10 protein-coding genes are annotated in these 12,564 nt (G+C 40.6%); all 10 read right to left on the bottom strand.

Annotated features, from left to right (window positions below; all coding sequences use genetic code 11):
- Positions 1-48: 48 nt before the first annotated feature.
- The 10 genes from AB5026_RS14040 to AB5026_RS13995 all read right to left on the bottom strand — a co-directional run bounded on the left by AB5026_RS14040 (position 49) and on the right by AB5026_RS13995 (position 11,801).
- Entirely contained in the window at positions 49-1,314 is a 1,266-nt protein-coding gene (locus tag AB5026_RS14040; protein ID WP_368213558.1) for a BspA family leucine-rich repeat surface protein, read from the bottom strand.
- A 4-nt stretch (positions 1,315-1,318) separates the two neighbouring features.
- On the bottom strand, positions 1,319-1,642 hold the full coding sequence (locus tag AB5026_RS14035; RefSeq protein ID WP_368213557.1) for a hypothetical protein: 324 nt from the start codon (positions 1,640-1,642) through the stop codon (positions 1,319-1,321).
- Between the two features lie 130 nt (positions 1,643-1,772).
- Positions 1,773-2,405 carry a hypothetical protein gene (locus tag AB5026_RS14030; RefSeq protein WP_368213555.1) on the bottom strand — a complete coding sequence of 211 codons (633 nt, stop codon included), beginning with the start codon at positions 2,403-2,405 and terminating at the stop codon, positions 1,773-1,775.
- A gap of 207 nt (positions 2,406-2,612) precedes the next feature.
- Positions 2,613-3,188 (bottom strand): hypothetical protein, encoded by a 576-nt coding sequence (locus tag AB5026_RS14025; protein WP_368213553.1) that lies wholly within the window; start codon positions 3,186-3,188, stop codon positions 2,613-2,615.
- 218 nt (positions 3,189-3,406) lie between these two features.
- On the bottom strand, positions 3,407-4,768 hold the full coding sequence (iscB, locus tag AB5026_RS14020) for an RNA-guided endonuclease IscB (protein ID WP_368213551.1): 1,362 nt from the start codon (positions 4,766-4,768) through the stop codon (positions 3,407-3,409).
- A 462-nt stretch (positions 4,769-5,230) separates the two neighbouring features.
- A complete protein-coding gene (locus AB5026_RS14015; RefSeq protein ID WP_368213550.1) occupies positions 5,231-5,800 on the bottom strand; it encodes a hypothetical protein in 570 nt (189 codons plus the stop codon).
- A gap of 124 nt (positions 5,801-5,924) precedes the next feature.
- Positions 5,925-6,179: a hypothetical protein gene (locus AB5026_RS14010; RefSeq protein ID WP_368213548.1), complete on the bottom strand. Its 255-nt coding sequence runs from the start codon at positions 6,177-6,179 to the stop codon at positions 5,925-5,927.
- A 101-nt stretch (positions 6,180-6,280) separates the two neighbouring features.
- Positions 6,281-6,586: a hypothetical protein gene (locus tag AB5026_RS14005; protein WP_368213547.1), complete on the bottom strand. Its 306-nt coding sequence runs from the start codon at positions 6,584-6,586 to the stop codon at positions 6,281-6,283.
- 47 nt (positions 6,587-6,633) lie between these two features.
- Positions 6,634-8,364, bottom strand: a complete 1,731-nt coding sequence (gene recJ / locus AB5026_RS14000) for a single-stranded-DNA-specific exonuclease RecJ (protein WP_368213545.1) — start codon at positions 8,362-8,364, stop codon at positions 6,634-6,636.
- A 437-nt stretch (positions 8,365-8,801) separates the two neighbouring features.
- A complete protein-coding gene (locus AB5026_RS13995) occupies positions 8,802-11,801 on the bottom strand; it encodes a type I restriction endonuclease subunit R (protein ID WP_368213543.1) in 3,000 nt (999 codons plus the stop codon).
- Positions 11,802-12,564: the final 763 nt, after the last annotated feature.

The following is a 12,564-nucleotide window of genomic DNA, read 5'->3' as shown; positions in this document are numbered from 1 at the left end:
TGTAATATGATTCTTCAGTATTATGCTGAAAAAATGAATTACAAAAAATTATTCAGCATTTGTTTGTCTTATTGGCACTTTTGTATATGTGTCTGCCACATTCTCGGGAAATTTGTAAGTGTAATAAGGTAATTCCTCTCCTTTGCTATTTTTCCATGTGTATGCAACGTCAAGCAGCAGATAGCAATCACTATTCTGCTTAAATGTACTTCCAACTTTTAATTCGGCCAGGCTATCGCATGATTCAAACATATCACTATCATCAGTTACTTTCTGGAAATCTATATTTGATAAATCCAACTTTTTTAATTTTTCACATCCGGAGAACATACTGTACATATCCGCTACATTTTTTGTGTTGAATGAAGAAAGGTCTACAGTCTCAAGGCTTTTACATGCTACAAACAGACCTTCCATTGTTTCCACTTTTTCCGTGTTAAAACTGGAAAGATTGATATTTTTTAATGCTGAACAGTATCCGACCAATTCGCTCATATCCGTTACATTTGAAGTATCAAATGATGATAAGTCCAATTCTGATATTGATTCGCAGAACGAAAACATACCCATCATGTCTTCTACTTTTGAAGTGTCGAAATTAGATACGTCTAAACTTTTTAATCCCTCACACCCTGAAAACATCATAGTCATATCTGTTACTTTGGATGTATTCAGGCATGAAATATCTAATGCAGTCAGAGATTTGCATTTTTCGAACATGCTGCTCATGTTCTCTACATTATCTGTATTTAGCGGTGTCAAATCTATGGTTTTTAGATTTTCACATCCTTCAAACATACCATCCATTTCCGTTGCATCTTTTGTATCCAGCATAGTCAAATCAATGCTTTCAATATTTTCCTTCTCTGCAAATAAATAACTGCAGCTATCTGCTTCTACTTTCTGTCCTTTCTTTTGCGTAGATACTTTCATTGTTTTTCCGTTATCTTCTATCCAAGCGACTACTCCGCCGTCTCCATCATCATCAACATCAAGAATATCTGTGTTATCCGGCTTTATCTCGTCAGTAAAAATAATGGATGTTACATTGTCCGGGATTAAGTCAGTAAAATCTTTACTTCCTGGGCCGGCGTATGTTTTTAATTTATAAGTCGTATTTTTTTCTTTTATTTCCTGTGCTTTTCTTTTGATTTTTCTTTCCCGTTCTTGAAATTCCTTCGTGTATGCCGGATTCTTTATTACAATTTGGTCATCTTTTTTGTATGTTTTTGCATGAGCCGATATCGGAAAAATGAATCCGATGCTTAACGTCAGTATTATTGGTAGATATAATATTTTTTTATTTTTAACCATTTTTTTACTCCTCCCATTCAGGAAACTCCCCTTCTTCTTTCTCAATCTGACAATCTGAATTTGTGACACCACTGCCTTCCGCATCTTCGCTTGGTGTAATCGTTTCAGGATTGCCGTTATCCCCCGTTATTTCTATGTTTTCAGGTTCTTTTTCTTCTTTTTCTTTTAGCCCTGGTGCCTTCTCTTCTGCCGCTGCAGGAATATCTTTCTTTTCTTTTTCTGTCTTCTTTTTCTTTTCTTTCGATTCCCCGCTATCAGCAATCATCCGACAAACTTTCCGGATGTCAGGCATCAGGTATTTCACTGCGGCAACCGCAATGATAATCATGCAGCCTGTCTGCACTATTACATAGAACATCTTTATCACCTCTTTTTTTATTTTCTTACAATATGCAAAATAGGCAAAAAAAAGAGAAAAGCCTTAACCGGCCTTTCTCTCTCAAGAATGGAAATTTGTGTCATACAGAAATAATGTTGTCAGCATGGTCGTATACATCATCTGAAAGTACCGCATCATTTCGCATTGCAACGTTGTAAAGACGTTCTGCAAATGTTTCTACACTTGTATTGTACTTATCCTGAAGTACTTCGTATTTCTTGCGAAGGGATACATACTGCTCTGACATGGCTTCCAGCTGATTTCTGAGACTCTGGATTTCAGCCTCTGTGGATTCAGGCTCAAATGCTTTGAAAGGCTCCTTTTCGCCCGCTGCAATATCAGTGATATTTGCAGATGTATCTGCCTGTACCTTTCCGGTTTTCTGAGTTTCGGTTACCTTGTTTCCAAGAATAGCGCTGTATTTCAGACAAAACTTTTTGTATTTTGCCTTATTCAGAATCTTGCTTGGCCACACCGGATGCTCATTCATGGATTCGACAATCCGCTCGGCCATGAACTCATCAAAATACAGAGGCAGCTCATCTTTGAACCGGTAGACATGTTCCGGATATTCACTCCTCAGTTTGGTGAGTCTGTGTGAGATAGAGCCTACGGCAATGCCATTTACCTCAGCAAACCTTCTTGAAGTTACAACCTTCACGCCTTTCACCTGATGCTGTCCTTTTCCTGTTCTTCCGTTAACTTTTTTCATGATTTTTTACTTCCTTTCTTGTTTGGTGCTTATTTGAATGCATTTTTAATATGATTTTTTCATGGCAAAATAAAAAGCCTGGCTTAGCCAGGCTTTTAGAACGGATATCCTCTCCATGGTGCTGGAAATTCCAGTGTATCATGGATAATATTTTGTGCATGCATATGTAATAAAAAAAGAAGCCCGTTTTTTCGGGCTTCAATAACATTATTTTTTCAGCAACCTGATTCTCTCCTCAATAACTTCCTGCGCATATGTATCTGTCCTTGCTTTTTCGTCAAGATACTCAATTTCTCCTGACACAGAAATCTTTGCAATGACTGTGCTATATTCAGGATTATCATATCCTCTTTTCCATGCGTTCACGCACCAGGCTTGCTCCTCCTGGTCGAAATGGTCGCACATGATTTCCACCCATTCGCTTGATTTTCCAGTCTTTGCGTTCAGAATAGTTCTGATATTTCCAACCATATTTTGAATCTCATACGCTTCACGATTTTTGTATTCCTCGTATTCGTCCTTATTGTCTTTCGGGTCGTTCATATTAGCGAAATTAATCCATTCAGAAGGATTTTTGTAATAGCAGTCCAGAACACTCTGGCAGAAATCAACAGGAGTAAATTCTTTGGTTGCCTGCAGCGGCATTTCAGAATTTTCGTCAATGATGTATACAGTATCACCACTGAGAACCACAGTGATATCGCCGTTGCCTTCCCGGTTGTAAATAACGGCGGATGCGCCTCTTGTTAAGTAATCAAAACATGCCAGCATTGTGTCATACATTACATCTGTCAGATAGCTTAAAGATGCCCAGTAACAAAAACTTCCTTTCTCTTGGATTCTGAATGTGCACCAGCCGTGCATTGGATTTGTTAAGATTAATTGTTTACTCATCATTTTCTGCGCAGGATACCCCATCTGACGTAGAAACAATATTCCTTGTTTCATAATCGGATGGGGAGGAATGCGCGGTTTTACATTTCTCTGCTTTTCTCCTTATGTTATTTTTGGTTAAATGCTGATTTGAAATAACCGCCAGCATATCTATAAATGTTCAGTTTTTTAATTGCAACAGATTTCTTCTGCGGTAATAAGATTACCCTTGTTCCGTTGTTGTGACATCCGGATGTTTCAAATTTTTCTCCATTGAATATAACGATATCGTGAGGCTGTATTGCATAATGTTGTTTTCTTATGGTCCTTTTGCCTGCTGATATCTTCTGCCGTCTGTATTGGTGTAGATTCTCGGAGTCTTTCTTATGGTTGCGGCTAATTCTTCCATTAAACAACTCCTGGCCCGTCCGCGTCTTACCGTTACGGTTGTCAATGTATTTTGCATCGTAGAACTTTTCTAAACATCGGTTGTTTCTGCGCTTTTTCTTATAACATACAGGTTTTGAGCGATGCTTTGGATGGAACTGTCCCATTACAAAAGCATCATTGACGTGTGATTTGGTAATATCAAATGCTCTGCGCCGTTCTTTCGTTTCAGCGCCATATGTAATGTGGATATCAATATCTAGGAATAACGCTTTAACTTCGTTATATAATTTCCACCGAATGGTAGTCATATATGTCGCGCCTTTGAATGATGCAACCTTTGGTTTCCATCCGTATAACTTTCCACCAGGCTTATGGTTTGCCGGCGTATGGCACTTATCACATACCGTAATAAGGTTAGATATACGGTTTGTTCCGCCCTGGCTTCTGTATACTACATGATGCGCATGAAGAATCGCACCATCTTTAATGGTCCTGCCGCAGCATTGACATGTATACCCATCACGTAAAAATACTGCTTCGCGGAGCGTCGTAACGCTGTATCTTTCGCCATGCTGATAATCTAATCCCTGTGGTAATGGCCTGCCTTCTTCCCTGGCTTTTAAAACCTGCGTATCAAAATTTCCCATTTCTAAGGTAATATCGGTAACCGGTATCACTTTGCAGATACGTGAAATCGCCTGGATATGGATGGTCTTCTTATGTTCCAGGGACGGAGCAATCCATCCGTCGTCCCGCTCTCGGTTATTGAACCGTGGCTGACGGTATCTCTTTCTGTTCCGTCTCTGCCTGCGGTACATCCTGCAGGCATCATGTTTCTGCCTCTCATCTGTTAATGTGTCAATCTGCTCTCCCAGATATTCGTGCTTCTCTGATTTTACAGATGTTCCAATATGTATATATCCAGTGTCCATGCAGAGTTCCACCGGTTGAATATAACCGGTCTCTCTTTCTGTTAACTGGATAGTGAACGGATGATATCCGTGTATGATTGCTTTTTTAGATTTGAGCAGCTTACGCGCTCTGTATTCGCTTGTCGGCATCAATAACATGCCTGTTTTACTAACAACTGCAACGGACATAAACTGCCCTCCTTTTTAAAATATCTCCGGCATAGCCGGAAGGCTTACGCCTTCTGCATCAATCGTTACCAAGTATCCGAAGATACCTGATAACAATCCATACAGGTTCTCTTCCTTTCGGTACTGGCAAGCCAGAACCTACTCAGAATGGTTGTCCTCATCGCCAATGTTAATCGGTAGTTTAGCGTATACAACACTTCTCCTACCCTCAGAGATGTTTAATTGTATACCGCAGAACCTGGGACTTGAGGAGTATCCACAGGGTGCCTATTTTACCGGTAACGTAGCGTACTAGAAGTATCCCTGACTGCGCAAGGCAGCCGGTTCCGCTGCACACTAAGGCTAATCAATCACGACCTTGCGGTTAACGCCTCCGACAAATCTAAACAGGGCTAATAAAAAATACAGAATAAAATATGTATGTTTTTACAAGCCCCGTCCGAGATTTATCTCGGGCGGGGGTTATTGACCCGTTTCTTTTGTCTCTTCTTTTTCCTCTATTTTTGTATCCTCTTTTCTGTATTCAGAGCACTGACACTGACATTCAGCAAACAGTACCATGACAGAAAGGACGATAGGCAGAAGCAGAAGGATTGTAACGCAAAGCATCTGCAATCCGGAAAGCTGCGCAGAGACGATAAAGCCAAGAAAAGTTACGCCGAAAACAGCAATCTTCATCCACGCATCGGCCTTAAAGAATCCTCTGCGGAGTAGCATATAAGAAATTGCCGTTACCGCGATGTAAATGATACATATGATGATAAAGAATACCATGACCGCGGCAACCGCAACCCAAGCCAGACCGCCAAGGCCTGCGAACATACCACCAATTGCAGCACCCGGCAAAGCATAGTCATAGCATCCGCCAGAGGTAATCCCGCCTGAAGCGATATCTACTCCGGAATTAACCATATGTGCCACAAAATTGCAGATGGAGAACATCCCGACTTCCGCCAGCACCATGAAAATAGTATAGATTGTAAGTAGAATGGTAGAGGTCGCAGAAAGCGTTTTTGCCTTTTTATTTTCCATTATTTTTTTCACCTCCTTTTTTTTGTATAAATACAATATGCAAAATAAACACAAAAAGTGCTGCATTTCTGCAGCACAGATAAGATTACTAATTCAGGTTTGCGTTTTCGGTGCCAGCTCAAAATTAACCACCGTAATAAATTTCAGTACAACCATCGTCGGAAAGTTCGATTTCTTTAATCTTCCATCCATTCACGGTAAAATCCCCACGATAAGCATTCCTGTAATGGTCCTTCACAGCTTTTTCCGCTTCTTTTAAGTTTGAGGACATTACAATGCCAATAATTTTTTCATCGCGAAAACTGTCGTACTGGTAATAGCTGAATATTTTTTTGTCAGATATTCCGGACTCGCTTTTATCACGCATTTCTCTTCTCATTTTTTTCTCCTTTCTTTGCAATTGATTTTTGTAATCTTAATATGCAATATTTTCAGGCAAGAGAAAAAGCCGGCATTTTCTGCCGGCATATTGTTATCGAGTTATCGATTTGTGGATTTTTCTTTCTCTCTTCCGAAGTAAAAGAACAGCCATCCATATAGTGGACCACTACAAAAATTAGGGTCATATTTAGGAAGCAACCAAGGGTCTTTTAGGCTGAACTGCCAATACACGCTGTACATGTCTCCGTTACTGTTTTTGTAAGCAACCATCCAGGTAGCGCGTAAACGTGTTGCACAGATTACCTCCACTCCAAAGAAAAACTCAATTAAAAATGGAAGCAGTTTGCAGTCCTGGATTTTTCTATCAGTACTTGCAAGTTCAGTGGTTTTTGTCTCTTTTCTCATTATTTTTTCCTTTCTCCGGCGGCTTCGCCGCCGGTATCAATCTAAAATTAACAGATATCCTGAACATTCGCCTGAATGCTGGTCACGCCATTCCACTCATTGAGTGTTGGGTAATACAGCATCTTGAAGTCGTACAGTTTTCCATTCTGATTCAAAAACTGTTCTTTCGTCTCAATATCATGAAAACATATACCGCTCTTGCAGTTTCGGCTGTTGAATGTAATCTTAAGAACATTTTTGTTCTTACCGATAATCTCAGCACGATTTGCTTTCACGCTACTCTGGGCAAATACCGGTTTTTCATTCCCCTTACCAAACGGTTCAAGGATTTCAAGCTGTCTGATGAAATTCTGTGTCAGAAAATCAACCGGAAGAATCACGTCAATCATGACCTTCGGGATAAAGTCCGCATCGGTCAGCCCGCTGCGGGCGTTAAGTTCCTGACGGAATTTTCCCAGATTCTCTTCTTTCAAAGATAATCCAGCAGCCATTGGGTGACCGCCAAAACCGAGCATCAGGTCTTTTACTTCCACCAGTTTTTCATACATTGAATATGCTTCAATGGAGCGGCCAGAGCCCTTCAGAAAATCGCCGTCACCTTTTGTAAGAACGAAAGCAGGCTTGCAATACCGCTCTCTTATTTTACCGGCAATGATTCCGGCGATACTTTCATGTGCTTCCGGAAGGTAGACAACCAAAACCTTGTCATCATGCATTTCTGCATCAATGATTTTGAACGCCTCTTCCATACCTTCTTTTGTAAGGTTCTGACGTTCTACGTTCAGGTCTCGCATCTGCTCTGCACGTTTGATTGCGGTATCATAATCAGTCTCAACCAGCAGCTCAAATGCCTCGTTTGCGGTATCAAGTCTGCCCTCGGCATTAATGCACGGGCCAATCTTAAAACCGTAATCGTAAGAAGTCAGTGTCTTATCTTTCAGTCCAAGAACTTCAAGCAGTGCCTGCAGGCCAATATTTGAAGTGTTCTGCATTTTTTTAAGCCCTTCTTTAACGATTGCACGATTATCATGCTGTAATTCCATTACATCACAAACAGTACCGAGAGACGCAATTTCCAGAAAGTCCGAATTTTTAAATTCCTGTTCTTTTCCGAATTTCTTATACAGACAGCCCATAAATTTCCAGGCAACGACTGCACCACAGATTTCTTTGAAAACACCGTCATCTTCTGGACGTTTCGGGTCAATGACCGCGTCGGCGTCAGGGATAATATAGCGACGAGTTCCAGACTCATCTTCAGTATAAGGCACCTCATGATGGTCTGTGACTACCACTGTCATTCCGAGTTCTTTTGCCAGCTTAATTTCATTCGCAGCAGCGATACCATTATCGCAGGTCAGGATAACCTGTACGCCAGCTTCATACGCATCACGGATTGCTGGTTCATGTAGACCATAGCCGTCTGTAATACGGTGAGGGATAAACTTATCACATTTTGTACCAAGTCCGGTCAGACCTTTGTAGAGGATATATGTACTGGTCACGCCATCAACGTCATAGTCGCCCATGATTCTGATGTATTTTCCTGCTTTCACTGCGTCGTAGATAATATCTACTCCACGCTGCATATCAGTCAATTCAGAACCATCAGAAACGGTTGCAATATCTGCTTCCAGATATTCCCTTACAGCATCCTCTCCCTGCACACCACGGTCAGCGAGAATCTTAATGATGGCTGGATGTACACCAAACTTTTCTGCAAGTACGTTGAATTCCGGGCTTTTGAGATTTTTGTAAATCCATTTGCTTTTACTCATTTTTTAAGTCTCCTTTTCTTTGTTTTTAGTTTTAAATATATTTTTACGGTTTTAATATGCGGGATTTTTGAAATAGCGAAAAACATAAAAATAAGCCCGGCAATTACTTTTGCCGGGCTGTAAATATTACATATATTGTTTTTGTTCAGTTTTAAAATTCGGTATCTCCTGTCATATGGTTTCCTCCTTTTTTAAAATATTATTTTTAGCGTTAACACGAAAAAGATTTGTTACTCCTCACTTGAAGTGAGGGAACTCATTTTGAGAGGCCACTATTGATAATGATTACGATATACCCTCACTGCTGTGAGGAAACATTTAATGTCTATACGTTTTTTAATCACCGTAAGCACTATTACACACAAATCTTTTCCATATTTTTTTATATATTTAATATGCAGAAAAAATTACAAAAAAATCCAAACCATTTTCTTTTTTCACATACTTTTCAGCCCCCTATACACCTCATCCAGAAACATCCCAAACACAGTCCTGATTTCCTCACTGTTTTTCACCATCTCTGTTGCAAATACTTTTCTTTCGCTCTTTTCTTTTTCGGTCATACTTGCAGTTCTATTTTTTTCGCCGCCAATTCCATTGAGTACCATGATTTCATCAATCAGAATCTTTTTGATAAGTCTGTAGAACGGAGAAGAAAAATCACCTTCGCCATTAGAACCGGCATATTTTGATAATTCCTCACTTGCTGCCGCTCTTTCTTTGATTTCTTTGATGTATGGCACCAGGATATCGCCGTCCAGTTTCAGTCCCATTTTACTGTTTATCTCGTCAATGATATCTGATAACAGCGCTTCTTTATTTACGGCATCCTTTCCGGCACCAAATCCATCAGCGGTTACCTCTTCCCCACCGGATAAAATTTCTTTTTTAGTTTCTTTTTCTTTTTTCTGTGAAAAATCACTCGCTTTTATCGCATTAATTATTTCGTCCAAGTTGTCTGAGTCTACGCTCCTTGAATCTATTACTTTTTTGTATTCTTTTAAGAAGATGTATTTTTTATACAGGTCCTCGTTATCCATTTCTGTCGCTAATGACAGAAAAGAATATGCACGCACAAAACAACGGATACTGCTTTCAATTACTTTTTTGCTGTCTCCCAATTTATCCAGCTTCCTGGAAACTTCATTGAGTGCATAAGCGATATATGCAGCGTCTGCATTTGTTTTATTATCCTTCAGGATTAGCTGGCATACCTTGTCAACCTCTTCAGAAATAAGGATTCCGGCTGTTGTGATATCCTCATCTGCTTTCTTCAGGTCCTCAGCAGTAATGTCCTCAGAGAGCACTGTCGTTGTGTAAAACGGTTTGAAAGCGCTTCGGATATCTTCGCATGAATTCACGAAATCAATGATGACTGGCTCTTTTTTATATGGCGGACATGGCCTGTTCAGTCTTGAAAGCGTCTGTACCGCGTTCACTTCCTTCAGCGGTTTCATAATATACATACCGCAAAGTTTCGGCTGGTCAAATCCGGTCTGGTATTTGTCAGCAACGACCATGATTCCATATTCGTTTGTGTCAAATGCGGCAGCAGTCTTATTTTCAGAAAATCCGTTCATGCCAGTTTCTGTATACTCTACACCATCAATCTTGACCATACCGGAAAAGGCAACCAGTGCTTTTGTCGCTCCGTTTTTTTTCAGCAGTTTTTTATCAATTGCCTTTTTAACTTCAACAGCCTCTTCACGTGATGCGCACAGAACCATGGCTTTTCCGTTACCGTTGAGCTGCCTCATGACCTTTTCAGTGAAATTATCAACGATGATTTCAAGCTTCTGGTTGATATTCTCAGGATTCAGGCTTATCGCTTTCGCAATTGCTTTTTTCGCTGCCATTTTATTTAGTGTAGGGTCATTGTCTATGGTTTTATTTAACCGGTAATATGTAGTGTATTCAATATAATACCCAAACACATCAACAATGTAGCCTTCTTCTGCTGCCTGCTTCATGGAATATGTATGGAATGCCTCCTTTTTTCCGTTTTCTTTTGCTGTTCCGAACATCTGGATAGTCTTGGCTTTTGGTGTTGCAGTGAAAGCAAACATGGCAACATTTGGCTGTCTTCCGGTCCTCTGTGTTTCGGCTGCAATAATATCCTGCGCGTCTGCATCGACACTGAGTGCCTTCTTTACTGCTGCCATGTCATCTCCAGATGTTGACGAATGTGCCTCATCAATTACGACTGCAAATCGTTTATCTTTCATCCCCTTAATCTCATCGGCAATATAAGGGAATTTCTGGATTGTTGTGATAATGATTTTTGTGTTGCTGCAGAGTGCATCCTTCAGGTCTGCAGATGTGCACCCTTTGCTCATTGCCGTAACAAATCCGCTGCAATGTTCCATTCCCATGATTGCAGCCTGCAGCTGCCTGTCAATTGTGACACGGTCGGTAATGACAATGACCTTATCAAATGCGGTGAATTTCTTGTCTCCGTCTTCTGCTGTGATATGTAAAGATGCAAGTCTGTATGTCAGCCATGCAATTTCGTTTGTCTTTCCGGAGCCGGCAGAATGCTGGATGAGATAATCCTCTTTCGTTACGTTCTTTTTTACCGCCTCAATCAGTTTTGTTACGCAGTCAAACTGATGATATCTCGGAAAGATATTTTTCTTTTTTTTCTTGTCAAAGTAAACGAAATTTGATATTAAATCCAGCACATTATCTTTAAGCAAGATATAATCGTACATATAGTGTACAGGAAAGTCCGTCATACATGGCGGGTTTCCCGCTCCGGCGTCAATGCCAGTTCCGCAGCCCTGGTTGAACGGAAGAAAGACAGTATTCCTGCCGTCAATATATGTTGTCATATAGACTTCGTTTTCATCCATGGCAAAATGGACAACAGCGCCCGTTTTTGAATCAAATATTTTTGTGTTTTTGCTCCGGTCCTGCCTGTACTGATTGATAGCATGGCGGTAGGACTGGCCAGACACAGTGTATTTCAGTTCAAAAGTAAACAGAGAAAACCCATTCAAAAACAGTACCAGGTCAACACGCTCAGAACTTGAGACCCAGACTTCATCCATAACAGAAAAGATATTGCATTTGTATTTGTCCATTATTACAGAATTCATATTTGATACCGGTTTTGCATACATTAAGCATACATGCACGCCACTGATATCAATACCATGTTTCAGTACGGAGACTTTATTCTTTTTGAGCATCTCGGCATTCGCTGTCTTTACAATTACATCAACCGGGTCAGCATATTTATCTTTCAGCCTTTTCCACGTCTTTTTCTGTGTTGTTTTTACAAACAGTTCAATGTCGGCGCGGTCAACCGCAAAATCACGGTCGTAAGAATGCGCCAGCCCGTTTTCTTTTTCGCTTTCTTTTATATATTTATATCCGCCATCTTTTAAGGCGTTGATGATATGGTTTTGGAAATCTTTTTCTTTATTGCCTTTCATACTTGTATCCTCTCTTTTGTTCTATGCTTTCACGATTTTCTTCTTATCTGTAATATGTAAAACAAAAGAAAAACCATATTTTTTTGCGAATCTTTTTCACGGTCCGTGGAAAAATCCAGCATATTTCGGCGCTGCTGAAATACTCGGGTACTGCCAATACCACGGGGCGTTGCCCCGAACCCCGCCGGTGCAAGCACGCCCGGACCCGGCTTACAAAACTGTGTTTTGCTTATCGCTTCGCGGGCTGTTTGTGCCCATGGATGTTCGAAGCATTTCGGAGATTGCCGGTAGCATATATCTTTTATTCCAGCTTGACCGGTCATGATACTCCCGGCCGTCGGTCATCTTTTCGTACCTGGCCTTACAACCCTCCACAAGCCAGTACACAACAACAGCCGACAGGTTACACCTGCCGGCTGCCAATACCCTCCACCTCTTCACTTCTTTTCTTTTGAGTTTTTGTAAATATTTTTCTTTTTTTTAAAAAACGCCGCAATTTCTTGCGGCGCAAATTACTTTATTATTGTTTATTTTTTAGTATCAGTAAGATTGACTTTGTAGAATATGAAGTCTCCACCCCTATGCGGTGCATTACTCCTATAGAGGTGGTATCTAAAACGGAGCAAAGCTCCGAAAAACACCTCCAGGAGTTAGCGATAAAAGGTTTTGTTCTTGAAGCCGTGCCACTTTCGTCTCTCGAACATAAGACAAATGAGCCATATGCTGACCGTGCTAACAAAGGGCTGTTCACCAAGCCCCCTAT

This window comes from Blautia sp. RTP21359st1_E11_RTP21359_211015, from assembly GCF_040910705.1.
Taxonomy (GTDB): domain Bacteria; phylum Bacillota; class Clostridia; order Lachnospirales; family Lachnospiraceae; genus Blautia_A; species Blautia_A fusiformis.
This window is presented reverse-complemented; position numbering and strand designations above follow the sequence as displayed.